Genomic DNA, 25,520 nt, shown 5'->3' with positions numbered 1-25,520 from the left:
TGCTTTCGCAGGGACGACACCTTTGGTGGGCTGGCAATGAGCCCTCCCGTTCGCGCCGGCGTGCTGGCGGCGGTCATCACCCTGATCGCCGACCAGGCCTCCAAGCTCTGGCTGCTCCACGTTTTCGGCATTGCCCACCGCGGCGCGGTGCAGGTGACGCCGTTCTTCGACCTGGTGCTCGCCTGGAATCCCGGCATCAGTTTCGGCTGGTTTCAGAGCGAGACCCCGGCGGCCCAGATTCTGCTGATGGTGATCAAGGCCGCCGCCGTGATCGCACTGGCGATCTGGATGGCGCGGTCGCGGACCTGGCTGGCGACCCTGTCGCTCGGCTTGATCATCGGCGGTGCCATCGGGAACGGCATCGACCGCTTCGCCTATGGCGCCGTGGTCGATTTTGCCCTGTTTCATGTCGAGATCGAGGGAAAAACCTTCAATTGGTACGTATTTAACCTCGCCGACGTGGCGATCGTTGCTGGCGTGGCGGCCCTATTGTATGATTCCGTCGTGGGGACCCCCGCCGTAAAAGCGCCCTGATCCCGGCCGATACGAGCCGGTCGGCGCGGTTGACCTGCACCTAGCGGAACTGAGCGCTAAGCCAGTGATCGCTTTGGCGAATTTTGAGATGGGAATAGCGCGATGCGCAACACCAAAGCCCGCGGTTACCTGATCGAGACGTCCCGGCTGTCGCTGCTGCGTGGCCTGCATCTGGCATTGGTTGCGGCCGGAATCGGCCTGGTCGTGACGGCTGGCCCGGTGCGTGCCGGCGACGACGAGGATGACGGCGATGATGGCCTGACCTTCGAAGAGCGGATCGTCGACAATCTGATGACCGGGCTCGGCGCCAAGAGCGCGGCCAGCAAGGGCATCGACTATCGCGAACGGTCGCCGCTGGTGGTGCCGCCGAAGCTCGACCTGCCCCCGCCCGCCTCGGCCACTCAGGCCAACGCACCGAACTGGCCGAAGGACCCCGATATCGCCAGGCGCAAGGCCGCGATCGCGGCGCGCAAGAAGGAAGTCAAGAAGGAGTCCTGGGAATCGGCGATGCCGCTGACGCAGGCCGAGATCGAGGCCGGCCGCAAGCAGCAGACGGCCACCGAAGGCAGGAAGGAACCGCTCGAGCCCGGCACCAACACCAATCCATCGCTGATGCCGAACCAGCTCGGTTACACCGGTGGCCTGCTCGGCATTTTCAAGGGGAACAGCAGCGAGTCCAAGCCGTTCAAGGGCGAGCCGACGCGCGATTCCCTGACCGAGCCGCCGCCGGGCTATCAGACGCCATCCTCGGGCTTTGCCTATGGCACAGGACCGATGCAGCCGATGGCGAAAGAGGGCCAGTTCGACGTCATGACCGGAAAACCGGTGCAGTGATCGCTTGGCCTCCACGGGCGAAGGCTGACATGTGCAAAGCTTAATGCGGGGTGGCGTGCGTCTCGCCGCTTCGTGACGACGGGCACGGGCATGACCGTGTACGATGGCTTGCTTTCGCGCCCCCGGCCGTGTGTCCGGGCTTTCATAAGGACCATGATGCGCTCACGCCGATCGATTGCCCTGTTCGCTGCCGCGTTCGTTTCCACGATCCCGCTATCGGGCGCCAGCCTCCGCGCCCAGACCACCGTCACCTCGGAACGTCCCGCCAGCTTCACGCTCGATAACGGCCTGCAGGTCGTGGTGATCCCCGATCACCGCACGCCGGTCGTGACGCAGATGATCTGGTACAAGGTCGGCTCCGCCGACGAGACGCCCGGCAAATCGGGCCTCGCGCATTTCCTCGAGCATCTGATGTTCAAGGGCACCGCGAAGCACCCGGCCGGCGAGTTCTCGCAGACCGTGCTGCGTGTCGGCGGCAACGAGAACGCCTTCACCTCCACCGACTACACCGGCTACTTCCAGCGCGTGCCGCGCGAGCAGCTCCCCACCATGATGGAGTTCGAGGCCGACCGTATGACCGGCCTGATCCTGAAGGACGAGAATGTGCTGCCCGAGCGCGACGTCGTGCTCGAAGAGTTCAACATGCGGGTCGCCAACAACCCGGATGCAAGGCTCACCGAACAGATCATGGCCGCGCTCTATCTCAACCATCCCTACGGCCGGCCGGTGATCGGCTGGCATCAGGAGATCGAGAAGCTCGACCGCGAGGATGCGCTCGCCTTCTACCGGCGCTTCTACGCTCCGAACAACGCGATCCTCGTCATCGCCGGCGACGTCGACGTCAAGGATATCCGTCCGCTGGTCGAGAAGAATTTCGGCCCGGTCCCGGCGCAGCGTGCGATCCCCGAAAAGCGGGTCCGGCCACAGGAGCCGACGCCGGCGGCGCCACGTACCGTGACGCTGTCGGATCCGCGCGTCGAGCAGCCGAGCCTGCGGCGCTACTACCTGGTGCCGTCGGCGACAACTGCGGCAGCAGGCGAGAGCCAGGCGCTCGATGTGCTCGCGCAATTGATGGGCGGCGGCGCCAACTCCTACCTCTATCGCTCGCTGGTGATCGACAAGGGTCTCGCGATCGGCGCCGGCGCCGGCTACCAGGGCACCTCGCTCGATCCGTCGCAATTCTCGATCTCGGTGACGCCGAAGCCGGGCGTCGAGTTCGCACAGATCGAGGACGCGATCGACAAGGTGATCGCCGACCTCGCGCAGAACCCCGCGCGCGCCGAGGACCTCGAACGGGTCAAGACCCAGCTCATCGCGGAGGCGATCTACGCTCAGGACAACCAGGCGACGCTGGCACGCTGGTATGGCGGGGCGCTGACCACCGGGCTCAGCATCGACGACATCAGGAGCTGGCCGGATCGCATTCGCGCCGTTACCGCCGAACAGGTGCGCACTGCTGCCGCCACCTGGCTCGACAAGAAGCGGTCGGTGACCGGCTATCTGATCAAGGATACTGCGCCGAAACGCGAGGAGAAGCGCTCGTGACCTATTCCCTCACCCGCCGCGCGGCGCTGATCGGCGGCGCCTGCGCCGCGCTGCTGACGCTGACATCGGCGCCCTCGCAGGCCGCGGCCAAGATCCAGCGGCTGGTGTCGCCCGGCGGCATCGAGGCGTGGTTCGTGCAGGATGCGACCGTGCCACTGATCGCGATGGAATATTCCTTCGGCGGCGGCGCCAGCCAGGATCCGCCCGGCAAGTCCGGGGTCGGCAATCTGGTCGCCGACCTGCTCGACGAGGGCTCCGGCGATCTCGATTCCAAGACCTACCATGAGCGGCTCGAACGCCGCGCCATCGAGCTCGGCTTTCAGTCGAACCGCGATCAGTTCCGCGGCTCGCTGCGCATGCTCAAGGACAACAAGGACGAAGCCTACGACCTGCTGCGGATGGCGCTGACCTCGGCGCGGTTCGAGCCGAAGGACGTCGAACGCATCCGAGCCCAGGTGATCTCGAACCTGCGCCGCGAATCGACCAATCCCTCCTCGCTGGCGGGCCGCAAGTTCCTCGAGCTGGCATTCGGCGACCATCCCTATGGCCGGACCGCCACCGGCACGCTCGAGAGCGTGCCGACGATCGAGATCTCCGACCTCAAGGACTATGTCCGCCGCATCGTTGCGAAGGATACGCTGCGCATCGCCGTGGTCGGCGACGTCGATCCCGAGACGCTCGGCAAGCTGCTGGACAAGACCTTTGGCGGCCTGCCGGCGAAAGCCGAATTGACGCCGATTGCCGACGTCGTGGCGAGCAAGCCGCCGCAGCGCGCCTTTGTCCCGCTCGACGTGCCGCAGACCGTCGTCACGTTCGGCGGCCCCGGCATCAACAGGCACGACCCGGATTTCATGCCGGCCTATGTGGTGAACCACATTCTCGGCGGCGGCGGGCTGTCGTCGCGGCTCTACAAGGAAGTGCGCGAGAAGCGCGGACTGGCCTACTCGGTCTATGAAGCGCTGCTCTGGATGGATCACTCCGCGCTGTTCATCGGCAACACCGGTACCCGCGCCGACCGCGCCGGCGAGACCGTCGATGCGATCGACGCGGAGATCCGCCGGATCGCCGAGGAAGGCCCGACGCAGCAGGAACTGGACGAGGCGAAGTCCTATCTGAAGGGCTCGCAGATGCTGGCGCTCGACACCTCCTCCAAGCTCGCGCAGGCGATGCTGCAATACCAGCTCGACAAGCTGCCGATCGATTACATCGAGAAGCGCAACGCCATCGTCGATGCGGTGACGCTCGACGACGCCAAGCGGGTCGCCAGGAAGCTCTGGGGCAATGGTCTGCTCACCGTAATCGTCGGCCGCGCGCCGCAAGCCGCAGCGCAGCCGGTCTCGGCGCCGCCAAAAGCGAACTGACGCGTTTCGGCATGGCTGCGCACCTCCTTGTGGCCACCCCTCTCCCCACCCTCCCCCACTGAGGGAGGGTTGGGGAGAGGGGTGCCGCGCACTCGGATCGCAGTCGTCGAACACTGCATCAACACCACCCAAGCACAGCCAAACCCGCTATCCTGCGGCCGCCGATTCTTCCCTCCACGGGTGATGCCATGCTGCGGGTGTCCCGCGACCTTACGATCGACGAGAACGACATTGAGATCGTCTTTGTCCGCGCCTCCGGTCCGGGCGGGCAGAATGTCAACAAGGTCTCGACCGCAGCGCAGCTCCGCTTCGACACGCACAAGATCGCGCTGCCGCACGACGCCGCGCAGCGGCTGGCGCGCCTCGCCGGTAGCCGCATGACCAAGGACGGCGTGATCGTGATCCAGGCCTTCCGCTTCCGCACCCAGGAACGAAATCGCGCCGATGCGATCGAGCGGCTACTCGATATGCTGAAGGAAGCGATGGTGCGGCCGACACCGCGGCGGCCGACCAAGCCGACGTTCGGCTCCAAGCAGCGCCGGCTCGAGGGCAAGAAACGCCGCGGCGACATCAAGGCAGGTCGCGGCACCCGCCGCTTCGAAGACTAAAGCGTTTTCAAGCGAAGTGGGCTCGGGTTCGCGCAAAGAAAACGCGTCAAACATGACTCCAGAGCCCGTTCCGATTCAATCGGAACGGAAAATCACTCTAGGGAGCACCGGACACAGCGCACGCGCAGCGCTGCATCCGGGATCCGATCATCGCGGGGAGACGCGTTTTCGCGCGAAGCGGATGCCGATTCGCGTGAAGAAAACGCGTCAGACCAAGAGACTGGAGTTTCGGTTCTGATTAATCAGAACCGATCATGCTCTAGTACTTCTTGGTTCCAGGCGCCGTCTCGGAACCGCTCGACTTCGGTGTCGGATGTCCGCTGCCGACCGTACCCTTGCTGCCCGATTTGGCGCTGGTACCGCTCTTCTGGGTCGGAGCAGTCGGCTGGGCCGCCATATCCTCGTCGCCACTGCCGGACATGCCGCCGCCCTGCTGCATGGTACCTCGGCCCTGTGCACCGCCGCGAAGCTGGGTATCCGGTGCAGCCGTCCCCTGTGCCAAGACGGGGCCGGCCATCGCGGCCGAGATGGCAAGGGCGAGCACGCTGGTTTTTGCAAACGTCATCCATTTCTCCTGGACTTTAATTGACGATGGAGGAGCGGCGCTGGCGTGCGCCGTTTGCAGCGCCGACCCTGAACCCCATCGCGCGAGATTGAATTTCCGCAAACGGCGCACACGAGATGCAAGCTGCGTCGTGTGGTGATCGTGCAGGGATTTCGCGGTCATTTTGCGAAATTGTCGTCCGCATATTTGGCAATCGTCGGTTCCGCGCCAGATCGCCGCCCATCTTTGTTCTGCTGTGAAACAGCCCGCTACTACCAACGGCTGATTTCAGCCCCCTACAGTCACCGCGCAGAGGCGGTGATGTATATGACAAGGCTGCGCGCGATGTGGACGATCGGGCTCGGATTTTGCAGCGCGATATTTGCAGTGCAAATGGCCGCCGCGCAAATGCCCTTGCCCGCCGCCAAGCCGCCCGATGGGGCGACGCTGTTCAGGCAGCAATGCGCGACCTGCCACACCACCAACACGTCAGATCCCGTCCGGCAAGGTCCGTCGCTTAACAAAATCATCGGCCGCCATGCCGGCAGGGCTGACGGCTTCAAATATTCCGCGGGCTTCGCCAAGGCGGATTTCGTCTGGGACGACGCCAGGCTCGATGCCTGGCTGACCAATCCGCAAGAGGTGATCCCCGGCGCGGTGATGGCCTATCGGCAGGCCAAGGCGGACACCCGCGCCATCATCATCGCCTATCTGAAGGAGCTGAACTGAATGGCGAAACCCGTGCATTCGATGATCCGCGTTTTCGACGAGGCCAGGGCGCTCGACTTCTACAAGCGCGCCTTCGGCCTCGAGATCGCGGACAATCTGAGATTTCCCGATTTCGCGCTGATCTACCTGCGCCATCCGTCCTCGCCCTTCGAGGTCGAGCTCACGATCAACTTCGATCGCAAGGAACCTTATGCGCTCGGCGACGGCTACGGCCATCTCGCCGTCGTCGTCGATGACGTCGATGCAGAGCACGCGCGCTTCGAGCAGGAGAAACTGTCGCCCGGGCCACTGCGCGACTTCAAGCATGACGGCAAGACGCTGGCGCGCTTCTTCTTCGTCTCCGATCCCGACGGCTACAAGATCGAGGTGATCCAGCGCGGCGGGCGCTTTGGTTAATCCAATTAGAAAATAAATTACGGAGGAAACCCATGAGAGAAATCGATCGACGCAGCAAATTTGACCGGCGTGTGTTTCTCAAAGGCGCGGCCGCCACCGCACCGGCGGTCGCGATCGCGACCTCGGCCGGGCTTGGCATCGCCGATGCCTGGGCCGAAGACGCCTCCACGCTGACGCCAGCCACGCTGAAGACACTGCTGAAGATGGCGCGCGACATCTATCCGCACGACTTCCTCGGCGACAGTTACTACATATCAGCGGTCAAGCCGTGGGATGAGAAGGCCGCGAAGGATCCGGTGGTCAAATCGCTGATCAATGACGGCGTCGCGCGGCTCGATCAAGCGGCCAACGACCGCCACAAGATGCCGTATGCCCAGGTCGCCTGGGAAAACGATCGCGTCGCGCTGCTGCAACAGATCGAGGGAAGCGCGTTCTTCCAGAAGGTCCGCGGCGATCTCATCGTCTCGCTCTACAACAACAAGGAGGTGTGGCCGCGGTTCGGCTACGAGGGCTCCTCCGCCGAGCATGGCGGCTACATCAAGCGCGGCTTCGCCGATATCGACTGGCTGCCCAAGGCATAGCGTCGGAAACGGTCAGGAGGAAACAATGGCAAAATTTGATCTGAATGACAGCGGCGTTGTCGTGATCGTCGGCTCCGGTGCCGGCGGCGGAACGCTCGGCAATGAACTGGCGCAAAAGGGCGTCAAGGTGGTGATCCTCGAGGCCGGCCCACGCATCGAGAACCAGGACTTCATCAACGACGAATGGGACAGCTTCACCCAGCTCGCCTGGTCCGACGCGCGCTCGACGTCGGGAAGCTGGCGCGTCCACCAGGACTTTCCGGGCCTGCCGGCCTGGATCGTGAAGGCGGTCGGCGGCTCGACCACGCACTGGGCCGGCGCATCGCTGCGCTTCGACGAGCATGAGTTCAAGATCAAGTCGGCCTATGGCGGCATCCCCGGCGCCAATTTGATCGACTGGCCGATCACGCTCGCCGAGATGGAGCCGTACTACGCCAAGGCCGAGGACAAGATGGGCGTCACCCGCACCAACGGCATCCCCGGACTTCCCGGCAACAATAACTTCAAGGTGATGGAAGCCGGCGCCAGGAAGCTCGGCTACAAGGAAGTGCACACCGGGCGGATGGCGATCAACAGCGAACCGCGTGACGGCCGCGGCTCCTGCCAGCAGATCGGCTTCTGCTTCCAGGGTTGCAAGTCAGGCGCCAAATGGTCGACGCTCTACACCGAGATTCCGAAGGGCGAAGCCACCGGCAATCTCGAAGTGCGTCCCGGCAGCATGGTGATCAAGATCGAGCATGACCAGTCCGGCAAGGTGACCGGCGTGGTCTATGCCGATGCGACCGGCGCCATGCAGCGCCAGAAGGCACGCGTCGTCGCGGTCGCCGGCAACTCGATCGAAAGCCCGCGGCTGTTGCTCAACAGCGCCTCCAGCATGTTCCCGGATGGGCTCGCCAATTCGTCCGGCCAGGTCGGCCGCAACTATATGCGGCACATGACCGGCAGCGTGTATGCGAGCTTCGAGAAGTCGGTGCACATGTATCGCGGCACCACGATGGCCGGCATCATCCGCGACGAGGCGAAGAACGACCCGAAGCGCGGCTTCGTCGGCGGCTATGAGATGGAGACGCTGTCGCTCGGCCTGCCCTTCATGGCCGCGTTCCTCAACCCCGGCGCCTGGGGACGCAGCTTCACCAGCGCGATCGAGGGTTATCCGCGGATGGCCGGCATGTGGCTGGTCGGCGAGGATATGCCGCAGGAGACCAACCGCATAACACTTGATCCGAAAATCAAGGACAAGTTCGGCATGCCGGTCGCCAGCGTGCATTTCGACGACCACCCGAACGACGTCGCGATGCGCGATCATGCCTACAGGCAAGGCTCCGCGGTCTATGAGGCGGTCGGCGCCACCGTGACCTATCCGACGCCGCCCTATCCTTCGACTCACAACATGGGCACCAACCGGATGAGCGAGAAGCCGCGCGATGGCGTCGTCAACAAGTTCGGCCAGACCCACGACATCAAGAACCTGTTCGTCTCCGACGGCAGCCAGTTCACCTCGGGCGCGGCGTGCAACCCGACGCTGACGATCGTGTCGCTGGCGATCCGGCAGGCCGACCACATCGCCGGCGCGATGCAGCGCAAGGAGATCTGAGAACGAAATCTAGGTCCCTCTAACTGGCGCGGCCTTGCCCAACTGGACAAGGCCGCTTTTCTTTCTGTGTGACGGGTTGGCGCGAAGGCTATTCCGCCGCGTCCATGATCGCCGCCGCGCCGCGATAGTCCGGGACGACCGCCGGCGCATTCGCCTTGGCGCGGTAGATCAGGCAGGAGCAGCGCAACAGCGACGCAAAGTTGTTCACCTCGCCGTGATGGTCGAGCACCTCGTTGTGCAGGGTGGTGAGGAACTTGGCCAGCGTCATGCCTTCCTTGGCCGCGATTTCCTCCAGCGTGTCCCAGAACGACATTTCCAGCCGGATCGAGGTGCAATGGCCGTCGATCCGCAGCGATCGGGTCTGCGATTCATAGTCGCGTTGCGGCTGGTGCGCGAAAAGATGGCACATGGCGTTCCTCCGGCGAGAACTTATAATTTTTCTAAACGATATACCTGTGCATGCGGCCCCACAATCGCGACGTAGGACGTAACGCGCCAGCCGCCGAAGATGAGCGTCTTCAATGTGATAGCCCGGAATCATCCCCAACGCGTAGCGGGCATCCCGAGCGCTCCCATGCATTTGCCGGCGCGGCGACTTATAGTGACGGCCAGCCGCGAATCGCTCTCCCAACGTTCAAATCCATGCCCGTCCGCCAGCTTCCCGAACAGCTCGTCAACCGCATCGCCGCCGGCGAGGTGGTCGAGCGCCCTGCGAGCGTGGTCAAGGAACTGGTCGAGAACGCGATCGACGCCGGCGCGAGCCGGATCGACGTCTTCACCGACGGCGGCGGGCGGCGCCGGATCGGCATCACCGACGATGGCGGCGGCATGACGCGCGCCGACCTCGCGCTTGCGGTCGACCGTCACGCCACCTCCAAGCTCGACGACGAAGACCTCTTGCGCATCCGCACGCTCGGGTTCCGCGGCGAGGCGCTGCCATCGATCGGCGCTGTCGCAAAGCTCGGCATCACCACGCGCCATGCCAGCGAGCCGCATGCCTGGTCGCTCTCGGTCGACGGCGGGGAGAAGTCGGAAGTCATGCCGGCCGCGCTCGGCCAGGGCACCCGCGTCGAGGTCAACGAACTCTTCTACGCGACGCCGGCGCGGCTGAAATTCCTCAAGACCGACCGCACCGAGGCGGAAGCCATCCGCGAGGTGGTGCGGCGCCTCGGCATGGCGCGCCCCGATATTGCCTTCACGCTGGCCGGCGAAGAGCGGGCGCCGGTCACCTGGGCCGCCGCGCTGCCCGGCGCGGCCGGCCGGCTGACGCGGCTCGGCGATATCCTCGGCGCAGACTTTCGCGCCAGCGCGATCGAGGTGCGCGCCGAGCGCGAGGGCATCGTGGTCGAAGGCTTCGCCGCGGCGCCATCGTTGACCCGGGCCAATGCGCTCGGGCAATATCTGTTCGTCAATGGCCGCCCGGTGCGCGACAAGCTGATCCTCGGCGCGGTGCGCGCGGCCTATTCCGACTATCTGCCGCGCGACCGCCATCCCGTCGTGGCGCTGTTCGTGACTTGCGATCCGCAAGAGGTCGACGCCAATGTGCATCCGGCCAAGACCGAGGTGCGCTTCCGCAACGCCGGCCTCGTGCGCGCGCTGATCGTGCATGCCCTGAAGGACGGCCTCGCGCGCGAAGGCAAGCGCACCGCGGCCAACACCGACGGCGCGGCGCTTTCGGCGTTCCGCCCTGCCTTCACGCCACAGCGCCCAAGCAATTGGGACTGGCGCGGTTCGCCGTCATATCCGGTCAATCCGCTGCGCTCGTTCGAGGGCGCGGCGGCGCCCGCTTTCGCCGAGGCCGGACAGGCCGCCTTCGACGTCGGCACCCCGACCGCCGATGTCCGCTTCGAGGCGGCACCTGGTCTCGATATGCTCGACCGTCCGCTGGGCGCTGCACGCACCCAGATCCACGAGACCTACATCGTCTCGCAGACCCGCGACGGCCTGATCGTGGTGGACCAGCACGCGGCCCATGAGCGCATCGTCTATGAGAAGCTGAAGGCCTCGCTGGCGAAGAACGGCGTGCAGCGGCAGATCCTGCTGATCCCCGAGATCGTCGAGCTCGATGAGGCGACCGTCGAAAAACTGCTTGATCGCGCCGAGGAGCTGGCGTCGTTCGGGCTCGCGATCGAATCCTTCGGTCCCGGCGCGGTCGCCGTGCGCGAGACCCCCTCGCTGCTCGGCAAGGCCAATGCGGCGGGCCTGCTGCGCGACCTCGCCGAGCACATGGCCGAGTGGGACGAGGCGCTGCCGCTGGAGCGCCGGCTGATGCATGTCGCCGCCACCATGGCCTGCCACGGTTCGGTCCGCGCCGGCCGCCGCCTCAAGCCGGAAGAGATGAACGCGCTGCTCCGCGAGATGGAAGATACGCCGAATTCCGGCCAGTGCAACCATGGCCGCCCGACCTATGTCGAATTGAAGCTGACCGATATCGAGAAGCTGTTCGGGCGGCGGTAGATTCTACGCATTCTTGCGCGCGAAAACCTGCAACGCCGTGCGAAGCTGCGCAATCCATTCGTCGCCGTCCTCGTACCCGCCTGCCGCGATCCGGGTGCAGATCTGATCGGGATCTTCACCACTGGATGAGGCCTGATCTCCGGCAAGTTGCCGCGCGATCGCGACATAGCCGTCCGTCAGCAGCACCAGGCCAGGTGCGCTCGCGGCGACATAGTGCTGACGCGCGCCGCGAAAGATGTCGATCGCCTCGTGATGTCGACCAAGCGCCAGATCGAAGGCACCCACCAGCCAGGCGCCCGTTCCCAGCCGCAACGGTCCGAACCCCAGCTCCTGCACAAGGTCCAGCGAGCGCTCTGCAAGTTCGCGCGCCGCCAGCAGACGATCGGGGTTGATCGGCTTGTCCGAAACGCTCCAGCCCGGCCAGCAATCGGCTGCGGCGTTGAACGTGATCCGCTGAACCATCTTGAGCGCCTCACGCTCGTCACCATCCCGCGCGCCGCGACGGCGCTCGATCTGGTCGGCCGCGTCGCGCGCGGCCCCAAGCAGCGCCGCGTCATCGCCCGCGCTGCGCAGATCCTTGACACGCATCTCCAGCTGACTCGCGAGCTCTGCAAGAGTGTCGGCCATGGTTCGCCCCCGCAAATGGCGCTGAAACCGCCATGTGATGGATTAGCCGAATCCGTGCCCCACCATAAGGTCGGCGGACTGCCCTGACGCCAGTTCGCCCTACACTTTTTCGCGAAGAAACACGAACTCGGTGTCGTCATACGCGCGCCGCTCGAGCTCCTCAAAGCCCTCGGGCGCCGTGAAGGCCGCGGCCTTGGCCTCCTCGACCACGAGCAACGCGCCCGGCGTCAGCCAGCCGCCGTCGCGCAGCGAGGCGAGTGCCTTGTCCGCGAGCCCCTTGCCATAGGGCGGATCGAGGAACACGAGCGAGAATGGCTCGACCGGATGCGCAGGTCCGAGATCTGTCGCATCGCGGCGATAGACCTTGGTCGTCCCGCCAAGGCCGAGCGACTCGACATTGTTGCGCAGCAGCGCCCGCGCCTCGGCGCCATTGTCGACGAACAGCGTGAACCTTGCGCCGCGCGACACCGCCTCGATGCCGAGCGCACCGGTGCCGGCAAACAGATCGAGCACGCGCGCGTTCTCGATCGGATTGCCGTAGGCGTGGAGCAGGATGTTGAACACGGACTCGCGCAGGCGGTCCGCGGTCGGACGGATCTCGCGGCCCGAGGGCGAAGCGAGATTGCGGCCCTTCAGCCTGCCCCCGACGACGCGCATCAGAATGCCCACACTGTTTCGGCGCGGGTAGTCGGCTCCCCTCCCCCTTGTGGGGAGGGGTTGGGGAAGGGGGTGCCCCACGGGCAGACCACCCGTGTGGTACCCCCCTCCCTGACCCTCCCCCACAAGGGGGGAGGGAACGGAGAGAGCGTTGATCGCGTCGTAGCGAACGAAGACGACTTATCCATCGTCGCGACGCCCCTACTCGTCCTTCGGCGTGAGATCGCGCTTGCCGTGATAGCCGCGCTTGGGACGGCGTGGCGGACCGTAGCCGCTGGCCTCGTCCTCGTTGCGGGCACGCGCTTCGTCGCTGCCGGTACGCTGCACCAGCACGCGGCGGCCCTTGCGGTCATTGATGGTTTCGCGCTTGCTGGCCTTCGGCTTCGGCATATGGTCGACTTCGCCGGCGTCGCGCTGCTCCGGCCGCGTGAAATCCGCGCCTGCGACCTTGGCGATCTTCTCGCCGAGCTGCTCGCGCAGCACCCGCGTCTTGACCTCCTCGACCTTGCCCTCCTCGAGCTCGCCGAGCTGGAATGGGCCGTAGGAGATCCGGATCAGGCGGTTCACCTCGAGCCCGAGATGCGCCATCACGTTGCGCACCTCGCGGTTCTTGCCCTCGCGGATCGCGAACACCACCCAGACGTTGGAGCTCTGGTCGCGCTCGAGCGTCGCGTCGATCGGCCCGTATTTGACGCCGTCGACCTCGATACCGTCCTTCAGCTGGTCGAGCTGACCCTGCGTCACCTCGCCATGCGCGCGCACGCGGTAGCGGCGCAGCCATCCGGTGTCGGGGTGCTCCAGCGTCCGCGCCAGCCCGCCGTCATTGGTCAGCAGCAGCAGACCCTCGGTGTTGAAATCGAGCCGGCCGATCGAGATCAGCCGCGGCAGGCCCTCGGGAAGATTGTCGAACACGGTCGGCCGCCCCTCGGGGTCGGCATGCGTCGTCATCAGCCCGCGCGGCTTGTGATACATGAACAGCCGCGTCCGCTCGCGCGGCGGCAACGGCTTGCCGTCGACCGCGACGACGTCGTTCTCGGTGATGTCGAGCGCCGGCGAGTTGATCACGCGTCCGTTGACGGTGACGCGCCCCTGGGTGACGATCTCCTCGGCATCGCGGCGCGAGGCAAGGCCCGCGCGCGCCAGCACCTTGGCGATGCGCTCGCCAGCCTTCTTCGGCTTCGGCTCGGGACGTTCGCGGCGGTCGTCGTAGGAGCGTTCGCGATAGGCGCCGCGGCCGCCGAAGGCCGGGCGCTTCGCGAAGACCTTGCTGTCGTCCTCATTGTCGCGGCGCGGACGATCGCCGAAACGGCCCTCGCTGCGCGGATGCTCCTGCCAGTCCGTGCGGCCTTCGGGGCGCTCACGTCGGCGGTTGTCGCCACCAGCCTCGTCTCTCTCCCAGCGCGGCCGGCTGAACTTCGGCCGCTCGTGGCGATCGCCCTGCTCGCGATCGTCGCGGGAACGCGAGAACCGCGGCCGCTCGCCGCCGCCGCGATCGTCGCGCGGCCTGTCGTAACGCGGTTTGTCGAAATTGCGCGGGCCGTCGCGGAATGGACGCGAACCACGCTCCGGACGATCGGAACCGCCTTCGCGCTTCTGCCACGGCTTGGATTCGCCGCGCGGCGGCCGGTCGCCAAAGTCCTTGCGCGGGCCGCGATCGCCACGATCACGATCGCCCCCGCGATCCGCCGCACCGCGCTTGAACTTGCTGTCGCCGCCGAATTTCCGCGCGGGCCGGTCGCCATCGCGCGAAGGACGGTCGCCGAACGATCGCTCGCCACGCGGCGTATAGGGCCGCTTCTCGCCGTCACGCTCGCGCGGCGCGTAAGGCTTCCGGTCGCCGAATTTCCGATCGGAAGACCGCCCTGCCGGGCGGGCGTCATCGCGATCGCGACGCGGCGCGCGGTCGTCCCGATTATAGTTCGGGCGATCGCCACGGGGCGCGTAGGGACGCTTTTCGCCGCCGCGATCTTCACGCGGCTTGAACGTGCGCTTCTCGCCATCCCCGCCTCGATCAAATCTCGGCCGGTCGCCGCGCGGCTTGAAGGTACGCTTCTCGCCGTCGCCGTCACCAGCCGAACGATCGCGGAACGGCCGATCGCCGCGGGGACGGTCGTCGCGATTGAATCTCGGCTTGTCGCCGAACTCGCGGCGCGGCGGACGATCCTCGCGGTCGCCGCGATAAGGCCGCTTTTCGCCATCGCCCCTGCTGGCAAACTTCTTGTCACCGAAACCGCGCTTGGCAAATTTCTTGTCCGGCCCACGGGCGGCTCCGGAGCGGCCCTTGCCACCGCCGGAACGGCCTTTGTCACCGCCGGCGCGGCCCTGGCCGCCGCCGGGCCGATCACGCCGGCCGCGGGAATCGTTGTTTTTGTCGCTGTCGCGGGGCATGAATAATCTCGCTGGACGTTCAATTGGGGTGCAAGGGCAGCCGGGCATACGCGCCTGTTGGCAGCGCATTTGACGCAAAACCGGCATCCACTTTTGCTGAAGGCGAAGCTACTAGCAGGTTTCTTGCGATGATACGAGGCATGTCAGCCCCTTCTTTCATGGATTTGGCGCTGAAAACGGCCGAAAACGCCGGAAAAGCCGGCGAAGTTCCGATCGGATGCGTGATTGTCCGGGGTTACGAGGTGATCGCCACGGCTGGCAACCGCACCCTGACCGACCGCGACCCCACCGCCCATGCCGAAATCCTTGCGATCCGGCAGGCCGCTGACGCAATCGGTACCGAACGGCTGGTCGACTGCGACCTCTACGTGACGCTCGAGCCCTGCACCATGTGCGCCGGCGCGATCTCCTTTGCGCGTATCCGCCGGCTCTATTACGGCGCGGCCGACCCCAAGGGCGGCGCGGTCGAGTCAGGCGTGCGGTTCTTCGCACAGCCGACCTGCCACCATGTGCCGGAGGTCTATGGCGCAGTCGGCGAGACCGAGTCCGCACGCCTCCTGCGCGAGTTCTTCAGGGAGCGGCGGTAACGGCGAAAGATAAACCCGTCATCCCCGCGCAAAGGCTCCGCCTTTGCGCGGGGATGACGGTGCTAGAGAAGATTCATCCCGCCAGGAAAAACTCCCGCAGCAGCTTCGCCGTCACCTCTGGAGCCTCCTCGGGCAGAAAATGCCCCGACGCCACGGGCGCGCCACTGACATTGGTCGCCCAGTTCTTCCAGGTGTCGAGCGGCGTCGTCGCGGCGCTGGCAACGCCCGCGTCGCCCCACAGGGCCAGCATCGGGATCGTGATCTTCTTGCCGGCGTCGACATCGGCCTTGTCGATCTCGTAGTCGGCATAGGCGCCGGCGCGATAGTCCTCGCACATCGCGTGGATGCGCGCGGGATCGCGGAATGGCGCAAGGTAATGCTCAAGCGCGCGCGGATCGATCGCATCGAGCGTCCTGCTTCTGGTCTGGCTCGCCATCTTCTCCTTGAGGAAGAATTCGCCCTGGCTCGAGATCAGCTTCTCCGGCAGCGGATACGGCTGGGCCAGAAACGCCCAGTGGTAGATCTTCAGCGCCGAAACGCGATTGAGCTTCTGCCAGTAATCATAGGTCGGCGCGATATCGAGCACCGCAAGCTTCGACAGCCGGCCGGGATGATCGAGTGCGAGCCGGTACGACACCCGGCCGCCGCGGTCATGCCCGGCGAGCGCGAAGTGCGCGTGTCCGAGCTGCTCCATCACCTCGACCATGGTCTTCGCCCAGGCCCGCTTGGTGTAGGGCGTGTGATCCTTGTCGCTGTCGGGCATGTCGGACCAGCCATAGCCCGGCAGGTCGGCGATGATCAGCGTGAACTTGTCGTCAAGTTTCGGCGCGACCGTGTGCCACATCACATGCGTGGAGGAGAACCCGTGCAGCAATAGCAATGGCGGACCCTTGCCGCCAACGCGGGCGAAGATGCGGCCCTGCGAGGTGTCGATCCATTTGGACTCATAGCCGGGAAAAAGATCAGCGAGATCAGGCATCGGTGGTTTCCTTCCCTGTCGCGGCCGTGCTGCTTCAAACTTTGTTCGGCGTTGCCGCTGGCTCGGGCGAGGTTTATGCCATCCTCAAGTCCTGCCAACAACAACACGAAACGAGGAAGTGCCATGTCGATCGATTTCGAGATTCCCGCCGAAGCCAAGGCGATCCGCGAGAAGGTCCGCAAATTCGTGCACGACGAGTGCATTCCGGCGGAAAAGGAACTCGACACCAAGCCGCTTGCCGAAGTGCTGGGTCCGTTGCGGAAGAAGGCCCGCGCGCAAGGCCTGTGGTGCCCGTTCGTGCCGAAGGAATATGGCGGCATGGGCCTCGGCCCGCTCGCCAACGCCCTGGTGCAGATGGAGCTCGGCGAGAGCATGCTCGGCGCGCTCTCGATGAACACGCAAGGGCCGGACGACGCCTCGATGATGACGATCCTGGCGCACGGCACCGAGTACCAGAAGGAAAAATACCTCAAGCCCCTGCTGAACGGCGAGAAGCGGATCTGCTTCTCGATGACCGAGAAGGCCGCCGGCGCCGATGCCACCGGCATGCAGACCACGGCCGTGAAGGACGGCAACGAGAACTACATCCTCAATGGCGAGAAATGGTTCTCCTCGTCGGCGAGCGTCGCCGACCTCGCGCTGGTGATGGCAAAGACCGACCCGAGCGCGCCGCGCCACAAGCAATACTCGACCTTCATCGTCGAGCTGCCCAATCCCGGTTACCGCATCAAGCGCAACGTCGCCAACATGGCGATCGAGGGGCCGCATGACGACGTGATCCACGGCGGCCACTCCGAGATCGAGATCAAGGATCTGAAGGTCCCGGCCGACAACCTGCTCGGCGGCGAGGGCAACGGCTTCAACATGGGCCAGCACCGCCTCGCCTACGGCCGGCTGCGCCACGGCATGCATAACGTCGCCAAGGCGCAGCGCGCGCTCGACATGGCGGCGGCCCATGTCACCAAGCGTTCGACCTTCGGGCAGTTGCTGGCCGACCGCCAGGCGGTGCAGTTCATGCTCGCCGACTGCGCGAGCGAGCTCTATATCGGCCGGCTGATGCTGCTGCACATCGCCTACAAGGCCGAGAAGGGCCTCGACATCCGCCAGGAGAACTCGATCGCCAAGATCTTCCACGCCCACATGGTGCACAAGGTGATCGACACCGCGATCCAGCTGCACGGCGCGCTCGGCTTCAGCCAGGATACGCCGCTCGCGAAATGGTACACCCAGGTGCGCTCGCAGCGGCTGGTCGACGGGCCGGACGAAGTGCACAAGTGGAAGATCGGCAAGAACGTCATCAAGGCGTTCCGCGAGCACGGCACCACGGCGAGCGCGGCGGGCGGGGATTTGCTCTGACCCATTCCGTCATTCCAGGGCCGCGCTGCCCCGCACACACCGTCATTGCCGGGCTTGACCCGGCAATCCATCTCACGAAGAGACTCTCTCGAAGGCGATGGATGCGCGGGTCAAGCCCGCGCATGACGAGCGAAGCGCGCTAACCCTTTTCCGCCTCCACCGCCTGCCAGGCGATGTCGCGGCGGCAAAATCCGTCGGGCCATTTGATGCGGTCGACGGCCTGATAGGCGCGGTCGCGCGCCTCGGTCACCGTCTTGCCCATCGCGCAGACGTTCAGTACACGGCCGCCGTTGGCGAGGATGGCGCCATCCCTCGCCACCGTGCCGGCGTGGAAGATCTCGACGCCCTCGACCTTGGCGGCGTCATCGAGGCCATCGATCCGCGTGCCCTTGATGTAGTCGCCGGGATAGCCCTTGGCCGCCATCACCACCGTCAGCGCCGGGTCCGGATACCAGCGCAGATCGAAATTCTTCAATTGCCCGTCGCAGGCGGCGAGCAGCGCCGGCACGATGTCCGACATCATCCGCAGCATCAGCACCTGGCACTCGGGATCGCCGAAGCGGACATTGTATTCGAACAGTTTTGGACCCTGCGCGGTCAGCATCACGCCGGCATAGAGCACGCCCTTGAACGGCGTGCCGCGGCGCTTCATTCCGGCGACCGTCGGCAGGATGATCCGCGCCATGATCTGGTCGTGCACCTCGGGCGTCACGAACGGCGTCGGCGAATAGGCGCCCATGCCGCCGGTGTTCGGCCCCTTGTCGTGGTCGAACACCCGCTTGTGGTCCTGCGCGGTGGCGAGCGGAATCGCGGTCTCGCCGTCGCACAGCGCGAAGAAGCTGATCTCACGGCCCGAGAGAAATTCCTCGATCACCACCTCGGCGCCGGCCGAGCCGAACGCGCCCTCGAACATCATCGCGATCGCGGCTTCCGCTTCGGACAGCGTCTGCGCCACCACGACGCCCTTGCCGGCGGCGAGCCCATCGGCCTTGACCACGATCGGCGCGCCCTGCGCGCGGACATAGGCCACCGCATCCTTTGCATTGTCGAAGCGGCGATAGGCGCCGGTCGGAATGTTGAACTCGCTGCAGAGGTCCTTGGTGAAGCCCTTGGAGCCCTCGAGCTGCGCGGCCTGCCTGCTGGGCCCGAACGCCTTGACGCCGACCGCGGCGAGGTCGTCGACGATCCCGACTGCCAGCGGCGTCTCAGGTCCGACCACCACCAGATCGACCGCATTGCGCCGGCAGAACTCGATCACCGCGGCATGGTCGGCGACATCGAGCGCGATGCATTCGGCCTCGCGCGCGATCCCGGCATTGCCCGGCGCGCACCAGAGCTTCGTCACCAGCGGGGACGCGGCGATCTTCCACGCCAGCGCATGTTCGCGGCCGCCGGAACCGAGCAGGAGGATGTTCATCTGTGTCGCCGATTAAAGGGGTTGTAACGCCATTTCGTCCGGTTTAGCACGCTCCCCGACCGCAGCAACAAGCGGTTCGATCAGATGTGGATATGTGATTCGACTCGTGAAACGAGGGGTCCGGACCTTGCACACGGGGTCGAAAACCCCGATTCTATAAGCCAGATGACCGCTGCTCCGAATCTCGTCAACGCGCCTGAATTCACAGTCTCGGAACTCTCTTCCGCGTTGAAGCGGACGGTGGAGGACCGGTTCGGCCATGTCCGCGTCCGCGGCGAGATTTCCGGCTTTCGCGGCCCGCACTCCTCCGGCCATTGCTATTTCGCGCTGAAGGACGAGAACGCGAAGATCGAGGCGGTGATCTGGAAGTTCGCCCACGCCCGAATGCGCTTCAAGCCGCAGGAGGGCCTCGAGGTCATCGCCACCGGCAAGCTGACCACCTATCCGAACTCCTCGAAATATCAGATCGTCATCGACTCGCTGGAGCCGGCCGGCGTCGGCGCGCTGATGGCGCTGATGGAGGAGCGCAAGAAGAAGCTCGCGGCCGAGGGCCTGTTCGACGAAGCCCGCAAGCAGCTTTTGCCCTGGCTGCCCGAGGTGATCGGCGTCGTCACCTCGCCGACCGGCGCCGTGATCCGCGACATCCTGCACCGGCTGGAGGACCGCTTTCCCCGCCGCGTGCTGGTCTGGCCGGTCAAGGTGCAGGGCGAAGGCTCGGCCGAACAGGTCGCGGCGGCGATCCGCGGCTTCAATGCGCTGCCGGAGGGCGGCAGGATTCCGCGGCCTGATCTGTTGATCGTCGCGCGCGGCGGCGGCTCGCTGGAGGACCTCTGGTCGTTCAACGAGGAGATCGTGGTCCGCGCCGCGGCCGAGAGCCACATCCCGCTGATCTCGGCGGTGGGCCACGAGACCGACATCACGTTGATCGACTTCGTCGCCGACAAGCGCGCGCCGACGCCGACCGCCGCCGCCGAGATGGCGGTCCCGGTGCGCAGCGAGCTGTTCGTCGAGGTCGAAAGCCTCGCCCGCCGCACCATGGTGTGCTGGCAGCGCGGCCAGGAGGGCCGCCGCAACGAACTGCGCGCCGCCGCCCGGGCGCTGCCGGCGGCGAACGAACTGCTGGCGATCCCGCGGCAGCGGCTCGATCATCTCGCAGCCGGGCTGCCGCGCGGGCTGAAGGCCAATACGCACGCGCATTTCCGCCGCTTTGCCGCGTCGAGCGCGCGCCTCACCATCGGCGTGCTGCGCGGCCAGGTTGCGCATGCGCGGCAGCGGCTCACCGTCTCGGGTGAGCGCATCACGCTGTCGGCGCGCGCGCTGCTGCATCGCCGGCGCGAGCGCTTCAGCGGGCTCGAGATCCGGCTCAAGGCCTCGAAGCTCGCCAATGCAAAGGCCCAGCGCAACGCGATCGCGCGAGACCTCGAGCGCACCCACCGCCTCGCCGAGCGCGCCCGGCGCGCGCTGGTGACGACGATGCAGCGGCTCGAGGCGCGTGTCGCCCATAGCGGACAGCTGCTGTCGGCGTTGTCCTATCGCGGCGTGCTGGCGCGCGGCTTCGCGCTGGTGCGCGACGAGCATGGACACGCGATCCATTCCGCGGCGGCGGTCGGCCCGAACGCCGGCCTGTCGATCGAGTTCGCCGACGGCCGCGTCGCCGCCACTGCGAATGCCGATCAGCCCCCGGCGACAGCGACGCCTGAGAGCCAGCCGAAGCCTCAGCGCGAGGCGAAACCGGCGGCGCCGAAGCGCGTCACCAAGCCGGTCGATCAGGGCAGCTTGTTTTAGCGCGCCAGCCACTCGGCGACCTGCTTCTGCGCGTCCTTGCGCGCATCCGCATCGGTGCCGACATGGCCGCGCTCGGCAATCTCGGCGTCGGAGGCCGCGACCGCATGCAACGGCAGGTTGGCGCGGTCGAAGTCGTGATAGGCGTCGGGATAGACAACGATCCTTGCGAGCGCACTGCGGCCGCGCGCGCCGTCGACCATCTGGTGGCAGGCCGACGGTGACGAGACATCGTCGCGCGCGCCGATCAGGACCAGCGTCGGCACCCGCGCGCTCCAGCCGAGGCCGAACGAGGTGCGGCAGTCCGGATAGAAGGCGACCGCCGACCGAAAATCCGGCTCGGCGTTGCGCGACCACATTTGCGGCCGCACCGCCCATAGCAAGGCGGCCGCGCCATTGCCCCAGCCGATCAGGCTGATGCGGCTCTTCGCCACCCATTTCTGCTGCACCAGCCACTGCCGCGCGGCATTGATGTCGGCGACGCGCGCGCGGCGGGTCTGGACCTGATGCTCCCTGATGCGGCACTGCGGACCCAACTCGCGCGAGCCGTAGCTGTCCGGCAGCAGCACCGCATGGCCGGTCGTGAGCAATTGCTCGGCCCAGTCGCGATAGCGCGGTGCGACCTGCTCGGATTTGCCGGCCAGACCGCCGCAGCCGTGCAGCGCGATGACCGTCGGGAACGGTCCATCGCCGTCGGGCCGGAAGAGCTGCGCGTGCAGCGTGATATTGCCTTCGGGAATTTCGACCTGATGCGGGGCCGGGAGCGGCGCCGCGGCCGCGGCCGGCACGGCAAACATCGCGAGGCACATGAAAACTGACTTGAGGCGCATCCGATCCGGCCGGCTCGTTATGGCGCTGCAAACACAGCGGACCGCGGCTGCAACGCTACCATGCGCGTCCGCCGCCAAATCATCACAAGTCGGTGGTTTAATGGGCGGACATGCCACCCTATCTGTGATAGACGGCTTCATGAACATCCAGGAGGCCTCGTCAGAGGCAAGGCGGAGAGCTCAATCGTGCTGAACAAGTTCGGTCCCTCGGGCAATGGCGAGGCGCAGGTGCAATATCTCGACGGCGATTTCCGCGTGATCTCGCCCGGCACCTTTGTGCGTTGTGCCATCACCGACGTCCGGATTCCGCTCGACGAGCTGAAGTACTGGAGCGTCGACCTGCAGGAGGCCTACGCCACCCCGACCGCCGTGCTTCAGCGCCACCATCCGGGCGTGCTCAAGCCGCAGGTTTAGGCTTTGGACGAGGCTCACTTGCGCAGCCTCCTATCCCGCGCCTTGAACAGTTGATCGGTCACGAAGCGACGCAGCGCCGCGGGGTCCTCGAATTCAAGCGTCACCGCAAATGGCGCGATTCCTCGCGTCCAAGGCAGCATCCCCTCGCCGCCGTATATCCGCGCAAGATCCTTTTCCGTCGTTACCAAGGTCAGCGCGTCTTGCGTGGCTTCGGCATGAAGCGCGGAGATGTCGCGCTCCGAAAATGGATAGTGGTCCGCGAACACCCGCTCCTTAACAATTTCGATTCCGCTTGCTCGAAGGGTTTTGAAGAATCGTGCGGGATCGCCAATTCCCGCAAAGGCGAGTACGCGCCGACCGCGCAGAGCGCTCAATGAAGCCTCGTCCGGCCTCAGATGCGCCGACAACACCGGCTTGCCACGGGACGCGATGCCGGCCGCAATCTTCTGCGCCCCACTTCCCTCGCCGACCACGATCAGCGCGTCGGTCCGTTCTAGCTGCGGCGATAGCGGCGCACGCAACGGTCCGGCCGGGATGACGCGGCCGTTGCCGACGCCGCGCGTACCGTCGATCACGATCAGGCAGGCATCCTTGACCACGTTCGGATTCTGGAAGCCGTCATCCATCAGGATCACGCTTGCGTCCTGCGCCCGCGCCAGCGGCAGGCCCGCGGCGCGGTCGCGCGACACCACGACCGGCAAGGTCGCCGCCATCATCAGCGGCTCGTCGCCGACATCGGCCGCCGTGTGGCTGTCACGGTCGACCTTGACCGGGCCACCGAGCCTGCCGCCATAGCCGCGGCTGAGCACCACCGGCCGCTCGTCGAGCTCGCGCAGCAGCTTTGCCAGCGCCAGCACCGTCGGCGTCTTGCCGGCGCCGCCGACATGGTAATTACCGACGCAAACCACGGGAATGCCGGCGTCGACGCCGTCGCGCCGCATGCGCCGCGCGGCAACCGCGCCGTACAGCGCGGCAAGCGGTCTCAGCAGTTGCGATGTCCAAGACGACGGCCGGTGCCAGAAGGCCGGCTCACGCATTGGCGGCTCCCATCTCGAGCCGCAACTGCAACAGATAGGGCTCGAGAGCGGTCACTGTACGCTCCAGCGCACCACCGAGCTGCTCGACGACGCGCTCGGAGGCAGCCAGCGAGGTGTCGCGCGCCGCGGGATCGGCGAGGAACTGGCCAAGCTGCTTGACCAGCGCTTCCCGATCATCGGCGCGCCGCGCGCCGCCGGAACGATCGAGCGCCTCATAGACGTCGGTGAAATTGAAGACGTGCGGGCCATGCACGATCGCAGCGCCAAGCTTGATCGCCTCGATCGGATTCTGGCCGCCATGCGCGACCAGCGAGCCGCCCATGAACACGATCGGCGCGAGCCGGTAGAACAGACCGAGCTCGCCCATCGTATCGGCGACATAGATATCGGTGGTCGCGACCGGCAGATCCTCATACGAGCGCAGGCCGGGGCGCAGGCCGGCCTCCGTCACGAGCCGCGCCACCGCCTCGCCGCGCGCGGCATGCCGCGGCACGATCACCGTGAGCAGCCCGGGGAAAAATCCGGCGAGCGATCTGTGCGCCTCGATCAGGATCTCTTCCTCGCCCGGGTGGGTGGACGCGGCAACCACGATCGGGCGGCCGCGCGTCACCGACATCAGCCGCTCCAGCTTGGCCGGATCGGCCGGCGGCGCCGCGACGTCGAGCTTGAGGTTGCCGGTGACCATGACATTGTGGCTGCCGAGCGCGGCAAAGCGTTCGGCGTCGGTCTTCGACTGCGCGAGGCAGATGTCGAACCGTCCGAGCAGCGCACCGATGGTGTTGGAGACCCGGCGCCAGCGCGGGAACGAGCGCTGCGACATTCGCCCGTTGATCAGGACCATCGGCAGCCGCCGCGCGGCGCTCGACAGGATCAGGTTCGGCCACAGATCGGACTCGATGAACAGCGCCAGCGACGGATGCCAGTGATCGAGGAAGCGCGTGACATAGCGCGGCGAGTCGTACGGCACATATTGGTGGATCACGTCGGGCGGAAAGCGCTTGGCCACGATCGCAGCCGAGGTCACCGTCCCTGACGTGAGCAGGATGCGCAGGTCGAGCGCACGCAGCCGTTCGATCAGTCCCGCCGCCGCCAGCACCTCGCCGACGCTGGCGCCGTGGATCCACACCAGCGGCCCGTGCGGCCTGACATCGGCGCTCATGCCGCGCCGCTCGCCGACGCGTTCGGGATCTTCCTTGCCGAGCTTGAGCCGCCGCTTGATCAGGGCAGGCGCGAGCGGCACCATCGCGGACGACAGCTTGCGATAGACACGCAACGTCATCGGTAGCGAGCTAGCCAAGCGCTGCCTCCGGCCGCCCGACCGCTGCGTAGGCGCGTCGGGTCGCTTCGTTGAGAAGATCCTCCACGTGCTGCCGAAGCCTTTCCATCGTCGCGGCATCGGCGTCGGACGGCACATAGACCGGCTCAATACCTACCACTGCGCCCCGCCCGAATGGCAAATTGATGGTGCTGGAATCCCAGTTTTTCAACCGGATGAATCGGCTGGTGACCATCGCAAAGGGGATGATCGGCCGGCCGGTCTCCCGCGCCAGCATGATGGCCCCGAGCCCCGCCACCCGGGCCCGCTTTGGCACGTCGGCGGTGGTCGCGATATTGCAGCCGTCTTCCAGCGACCGCCCCATCTCCTTGAAGGCGCCGACGCCGCCCTTGCGATGGAACGCGCCGGAATGGTCGCCGGAACCCCTGATCGTGCCGATGCCGAGCCGCTCGGCCGCGATGGCATTGAATTCGCCGTCGCGGTGGCGGGAGATCAACACCTTGGCGCGGTAGCTCTCCTTGGTCTTGATGAACGGCGTCATGAAGTGCTGGCCGTGCCAGAACACGAAGATCGCCGGCATCAAGGGCTCGACGATCCCATAGACGTTGGAAGGCTCGTAGCTGAAGCGGTTGGTAAGCCAGACCAGCCGCAGATACTCGGCCGCAAGCACACCCAGCGCGCGCTGCACAAAGCCGCTGCGCAGCAGATCGCGAAGAAGGCGTTTCAATGGGAGTGCTTTGTGTCCTGCTCAGGATCGAGCAACCGGTGGAGGTGAACGACGAAATAGCGCATCTGGGCGTTGTCCACGGTCTGCTGCGCCTTGGCCTTCCAGGCCGCATAGGCGGTCGCATAGTTCGGGTACACGCCAACGATCTCGACTTCGTCCAAATTCTTGAAGGTGTTGTGCTCGAGATCGGTCAACTCGCCGCCGATAACGAGGTGAAGCAGCTGCGGCTGGGCATTGTCTGACATGATGGTGCTTTTCCT

The 25,520-nt window shown here is 66.0% G+C and carries 26 protein-coding genes; 14 read left to right on the top strand and 12 right to left on the bottom strand.

The features are described from left to right. Positions 1-36: 36 nt before the first annotated feature. The 5 genes from lspA (at position 37) to arfB (ending at position 4,882) form a co-directional block, all read left to right on the top strand. Positions 37-534 carry a signal peptidase II gene (gene lspA, locus ABIB78_RS14060; protein ID WP_429025240.1) on the top strand — a complete coding sequence of 166 codons (498 nt, stop codon included), beginning with the start codon at positions 37-39 and terminating at the stop codon, positions 532-534. 102 nt (positions 535-636) lie between these two features. Further along, positions 637-1,368 (top strand): hypothetical protein, encoded by a 732-nt coding sequence (locus ABIB78_RS14055; protein ID WP_429025238.1) that lies wholly within the window; start codon positions 637-639, stop codon positions 1,366-1,368. A 153-nt stretch (positions 1,369-1,521) separates the two neighbouring features. Then, positions 1,522-2,913 carry a M16 family metallopeptidase gene (locus tag ABIB78_RS14050; RefSeq protein ID WP_429025236.1) on the top strand — a complete coding sequence of 464 codons (1,392 nt, stop codon included), beginning with the start codon at positions 1,522-1,524 and terminating at the stop codon, positions 2,911-2,913. Then, positions 2,910-4,274: a M16 family metallopeptidase gene (locus tag ABIB78_RS14045; RefSeq protein ID WP_429025233.1), complete on the top strand. Its 1,365-nt coding sequence runs from the start codon at positions 2,910-2,912 to the stop codon at positions 4,272-4,274. The genes ABIB78_RS14050 and ABIB78_RS14045 overlap by 4 nt, the downstream gene beginning before the upstream one ends. 188 nt (positions 4,275-4,462) lie before the next feature. After that, a complete protein-coding gene (gene arfB, locus ABIB78_RS14040; RefSeq protein ID WP_429025230.1) occupies positions 4,463-4,882 on the top strand; it encodes an alternative ribosome rescue aminoacyl-tRNA hydrolase ArfB in 420 nt (139 codons plus the stop codon). Positions 4,883-5,141: 259 nt separating this feature from the next. On the opposite strand, the gene ABIB78_RS14035 is transcribed toward arfB, so the two are convergent. After that, positions 5,142-5,447, bottom strand: coding sequence for a hypothetical protein (locus ABIB78_RS14035; RefSeq protein ID WP_429025227.1), 306 nt, complete (start codon positions 5,445-5,447; stop codon positions 5,142-5,144). 387 nt (positions 5,448-5,834) lie between these two features. Between ABIB78_RS14035 and ABIB78_RS14030 the strand changes: the two genes are divergently transcribed. From ABIB78_RS14030 to ABIB78_RS14015, 4 genes are read left to right on the top strand one after another with little or no spacing between them, the layout of a single operon-like run. Beyond that, positions 5,835-6,155, top strand: a complete 321-nt coding sequence (locus ABIB78_RS14030) for a c-type cytochrome (RefSeq protein ID WP_429025359.1) — start codon at positions 5,835-5,837, stop codon at positions 6,153-6,155. Further along, on the top strand, positions 6,156-6,551 hold the full coding sequence (locus tag ABIB78_RS14025) for a VOC family protein (RefSeq protein WP_429025225.1): 396 nt from the start codon (positions 6,156-6,158) through the stop codon (positions 6,549-6,551). 32 nt (positions 6,552-6,583) lie between these two features. After that, entirely contained in the window at positions 6,584-7,132 is a 549-nt protein-coding gene (locus ABIB78_RS14020) for a gluconate 2-dehydrogenase subunit 3 family protein (RefSeq protein ID WP_429025222.1), read from the top strand. Between the two features lie 25 nt (positions 7,133-7,157). After that, the gene (locus ABIB78_RS14015; RefSeq protein WP_429025219.1) at positions 7,158-8,726 is read left to right on the top strand and encodes a GMC family oxidoreductase; all 1,569 of its coding nucleotides are present in this window, start codon (positions 7,158-7,160) and stop codon (positions 8,724-8,726) included. An 88-nt stretch (positions 8,727-8,814) separates the two neighbouring features. Here the strand turns inward: ABIB78_RS14015 and ABIB78_RS14010 are convergent, their stop codons facing one another. Beyond that, positions 8,815-9,135, bottom strand: coding sequence for a ribbon-helix-helix domain-containing protein (locus tag ABIB78_RS14010; protein WP_016848007.1), 321 nt, complete (start codon positions 9,133-9,135; stop codon positions 8,815-8,817). A 233-nt stretch (positions 9,136-9,368) separates the two neighbouring features. Between ABIB78_RS14010 and mutL the strand changes: the two genes are divergently transcribed. Further along, on the top strand, positions 9,369-11,183 hold the full coding sequence (gene mutL / locus ABIB78_RS14005) for a DNA mismatch repair endonuclease MutL (RefSeq protein ID WP_429025216.1): 1,815 nt from the start codon (positions 9,369-9,371) through the stop codon (positions 11,181-11,183). Positions 11,184-11,186: 3 nt separating this feature from the next. Here mutL and ABIB78_RS14000 read toward each other — a convergent pair whose 3' ends face one another. The 3 genes from ABIB78_RS14000 to ABIB78_RS13990 form a co-directional block, all read right to left on the bottom strand. After that, the gene (locus tag ABIB78_RS14000; RefSeq protein WP_429025213.1) at positions 11,187-11,810 is read right to left on the bottom strand and encodes a hypothetical protein; all 624 of its coding nucleotides are present in this window, start codon (positions 11,808-11,810) and stop codon (positions 11,187-11,189) included. A gap of 99 nt (positions 11,811-11,909) precedes the next feature. Beyond that, positions 11,910-12,467, bottom strand: coding sequence for a 16S rRNA (guanine(966)-N(2))-methyltransferase RsmD (gene rsmD, locus ABIB78_RS13995; RefSeq protein WP_429025210.1), 558 nt, complete (start codon positions 12,465-12,467; stop codon positions 11,910-11,912). A 201-nt stretch (positions 12,468-12,668) separates the two neighbouring features. Continuing rightward, on the bottom strand, positions 12,669-14,855 hold the full coding sequence (locus tag ABIB78_RS13990; RefSeq protein WP_429025209.1) for a pseudouridine synthase: 2,187 nt from the start codon (positions 14,853-14,855) through the stop codon (positions 12,669-12,671). Positions 14,856-14,995: 140 nt separating this feature from the next. On the opposite strand from ABIB78_RS13990, the gene ABIB78_RS13985 reads away from it, so the two are divergent. Continuing rightward, on the top strand, positions 14,996-15,442 hold the full coding sequence (locus ABIB78_RS13985) for a nucleoside deaminase (RefSeq protein WP_429025207.1): 447 nt from the start codon (positions 14,996-14,998) through the stop codon (positions 15,440-15,442). 73 nt (positions 15,443-15,515) lie between these two features. On the opposite strand, the gene ABIB78_RS13980 is transcribed toward ABIB78_RS13985, so the two are convergent. Further along, positions 15,516-16,421 (bottom strand): alpha/beta fold hydrolase, encoded by a 906-nt coding sequence (locus ABIB78_RS13980; protein ID WP_429025205.1) that lies wholly within the window; start codon positions 16,419-16,421, stop codon positions 15,516-15,518. Between the two features lie 123 nt (positions 16,422-16,544). Between ABIB78_RS13980 and ABIB78_RS13975 the strand changes: the two genes are divergently transcribed. Beyond that, positions 16,545-17,777 (top strand): acyl-CoA dehydrogenase family protein, encoded by a 1,233-nt coding sequence (locus tag ABIB78_RS13975; RefSeq protein WP_429025203.1) that lies wholly within the window; start codon positions 16,545-16,547, stop codon positions 17,775-17,777. 139 nt (positions 17,778-17,916) lie between these two features. On the opposite strand, the gene purD is transcribed toward ABIB78_RS13975, so the two are convergent. Beyond that, positions 17,917-19,194: a phosphoribosylamine--glycine ligase gene (gene purD / locus ABIB78_RS13970; RefSeq protein ID WP_429025201.1), complete on the bottom strand. Its 1,278-nt coding sequence runs from the start codon at positions 19,192-19,194 to the stop codon at positions 17,917-17,919. Between the two features lie 165 nt (positions 19,195-19,359). On the opposite strand from purD, the gene xseA reads away from it, so the two are divergent. Then, a complete protein-coding gene (gene xseA, locus ABIB78_RS13965) occupies positions 19,360-20,979 on the top strand; it encodes an exodeoxyribonuclease VII large subunit (RefSeq protein WP_429025198.1) in 1,620 nt (539 codons plus the stop codon). On the opposite strand, the gene ABIB78_RS13960 is transcribed toward xseA, so the two are convergent. Further along, positions 20,976-21,806, bottom strand: a complete 831-nt coding sequence (locus tag ABIB78_RS13960; RefSeq protein WP_429025196.1) for a dienelactone hydrolase family protein — start codon at positions 21,804-21,806, stop codon at positions 20,976-20,978. The two genes, xseA and ABIB78_RS13960, sit on opposite strands and share 4 nt — an antisense overlap. A gap of 186 nt (positions 21,807-21,992) precedes the next feature. On the opposite strand from ABIB78_RS13960, the gene ABIB78_RS13955 reads away from it, so the two are divergent. Next, a complete protein-coding gene (locus tag ABIB78_RS13955) occupies positions 21,993-22,220 on the top strand; it encodes a DUF2093 domain-containing protein (RefSeq protein WP_429025194.1) in 228 nt (75 codons plus the stop codon). Between the two features lie 14 nt (positions 22,221-22,234). Here ABIB78_RS13955 and lpxK read toward each other — a convergent pair whose 3' ends face one another. Genes lpxK through ABIB78_RS13935 form a run of 4 tightly spaced genes read right to left on the bottom strand, consistent with a single transcriptional unit; the run spans position 22,235 to position 25,505 of the window. Continuing rightward, a complete protein-coding gene (gene lpxK, locus ABIB78_RS13950) occupies positions 22,235-23,257 on the bottom strand; it encodes a tetraacyldisaccharide 4'-kinase (protein ID WP_429025191.1) in 1,023 nt (340 codons plus the stop codon). Next, on the bottom strand, positions 23,250-24,554 hold the full coding sequence (locus ABIB78_RS13945) for a 3-deoxy-D-manno-octulosonic acid transferase (RefSeq protein ID WP_429025189.1): 1,305 nt from the start codon (positions 24,552-24,554) through the stop codon (positions 23,250-23,252). The genes lpxK and ABIB78_RS13945 overlap by 8 nt, the downstream gene beginning before the upstream one ends. Then, positions 24,547-25,260 (bottom strand): lysophospholipid acyltransferase family protein, encoded by a 714-nt coding sequence (locus tag ABIB78_RS13940; RefSeq protein WP_429025187.1) that lies wholly within the window; start codon positions 25,258-25,260, stop codon positions 24,547-24,549. The genes ABIB78_RS13945 and ABIB78_RS13940 overlap by 8 nt, the downstream gene beginning before the upstream one ends. Further along, a complete protein-coding gene (locus tag ABIB78_RS13935; protein WP_016848023.1) occupies positions 25,257-25,505 on the bottom strand; it encodes a DUF4170 domain-containing protein in 249 nt (82 codons plus the stop codon). The genes ABIB78_RS13940 and ABIB78_RS13935 overlap by 4 nt, the downstream gene beginning before the upstream one ends. Between the last annotated feature and the right edge of the window lie 15 nt (positions 25,506-25,520).

It is taken from the genome of Bradyrhizobium sp. I1.14.4, from assembly GCF_050435825.1.
Classification (GTDB): domain Bacteria; phylum Pseudomonadota; class Alphaproteobacteria; order Rhizobiales; family Xanthobacteraceae; genus Bradyrhizobium.
Note: the sequence above shows the minus strand (reverse complement) of the source record. Positions and strands in the feature narration are given on the sequence as shown.

What these genes read in the sequence shown, in the direction of transcription:
- ABIB78_RS13960 (WP_429025196.1), bottom strand. Translation starts at nt 21,806, where the DNA reads ATGCGCCTCAAGTCAGTTTTCATGTGCCTCGCGATGTTTGCCGTGCCG.
- lpxK (WP_429025191.1), bottom strand. Translation starts at nt 23,257, where the DNA reads ATGCGTGAGCCGGCCTTCTGGCACCGGCCGTCGTCTTGGACATCGCAA.
- ABIB78_RS14000 (WP_429025213.1), bottom strand. Translation starts at nt 11,810, where the DNA reads ATGGCCGACACTCTTGCAGAGCTCGCGAGTCAGCTGGAGATGCGTGTC.
- mutL (WP_429025216.1), top strand. Translation starts at nt 9,369, where the DNA reads ATGCCCGTCCGCCAGCTTCCCGAACAGCTCGTCAACCGCATCGCCGCC.
- rsmD (WP_429025210.1), bottom strand. Translation starts at nt 12,467, where the DNA reads ATGCGCGTCGTCGGGGGCAGGCTGAAGGGCCGCAATCTCGCTTCGCCC.
- ABIB78_RS14015 (WP_429025219.1), top strand. Translation starts at nt 7,158, where the DNA reads ATGGCAAAATTTGATCTGAATGACAGCGGCGTTGTCGTGATCGTCGGC.
- ABIB78_RS14035 (WP_429025227.1), bottom strand. Translation starts at nt 5,447, where the DNA reads ATGACGTTTGCAAAAACCAGCGTGCTCGCCCTTGCCATCTCGGCCGCG.
- ABIB78_RS14030 (WP_429025359.1), top strand. Translation starts at nt 5,835, where the DNA reads ATGCCCTTGCCCGCCGCCAAGCCGCCCGATGGGGCGACGCTGTTCAGG.
- ABIB78_RS13975 (WP_429025203.1), top strand. Translation starts at nt 16,545, where the DNA reads ATGTCGATCGATTTCGAGATTCCCGCCGAAGCCAAGGCGATCCGCGAG.
- ABIB78_RS13985 (WP_429025207.1), top strand. Translation starts at nt 14,996, where the DNA reads ATGTCAGCCCCTTCTTTCATGGATTTGGCGCTGAAAACGGCCGAAAAC.
- ABIB78_RS14055 (WP_429025238.1), top strand. Translation starts at nt 637, where the DNA reads ATGCGCAACACCAAAGCCCGCGGTTACCTGATCGAGACGTCCCGGCTG.
- xseA (WP_429025198.1), top strand. Translation starts at nt 19,360, where the DNA reads ATGACCGCTGCTCCGAATCTCGTCAACGCGCCTGAATTCACAGTCTCG.
- lspA (WP_429025240.1), top strand. Translation starts at nt 37, where the DNA reads ATGAGCCCTCCCGTTCGCGCCGGCGTGCTGGCGGCGGTCATCACCCTG.
- ABIB78_RS14020 (WP_429025222.1), top strand. Translation starts at nt 6,584, where the DNA reads ATGAGAGAAATCGATCGACGCAGCAAATTTGACCGGCGTGTGTTTCTC.
- ABIB78_RS14025 (WP_429025225.1), top strand. Translation starts at nt 6,156, where the DNA reads ATGGCGAAACCCGTGCATTCGATGATCCGCGTTTTCGACGAGGCCAGG.
- ABIB78_RS13935 (WP_016848023.1), bottom strand. Translation starts at nt 25,505, where the DNA reads ATGTCAGACAATGCCCAGCCGCAGCTGCTTCACCTCGTTATCGGCGGC.
- ABIB78_RS13980 (WP_429025205.1), bottom strand. Translation starts at nt 16,421, where the DNA reads ATGCCTGATCTCGCTGATCTTTTTCCCGGCTATGAGTCCAAATGGATC.
- ABIB78_RS14010 (WP_016848007.1), bottom strand. Translation starts at nt 9,135, where the DNA reads ATGTGCCATCTTTTCGCGCACCAGCCGCAACGCGACTATGAATCGCAG.
- arfB (WP_429025230.1), top strand. Translation starts at nt 4,463, where the DNA reads ATGCTGCGGGTGTCCCGCGACCTTACGATCGACGAGAACGACATTGAG.
- purD (WP_429025201.1), bottom strand. Translation starts at nt 19,194, where the DNA reads ATGAACATCCTCCTGCTCGGTTCCGGCGGCCGCGAACATGCGCTGGCG.
- ABIB78_RS13990 (WP_429025209.1), bottom strand. Translation starts at nt 14,855, where the DNA reads ATGCCCCGCGACAGCGACAAAAACAACGATTCCCGCGGCCGGCGTGAT.
- ABIB78_RS14050 (WP_429025236.1), top strand. Translation starts at nt 1,522, where the DNA reads ATGATGCGCTCACGCCGATCGATTGCCCTGTTCGCTGCCGCGTTCGTT.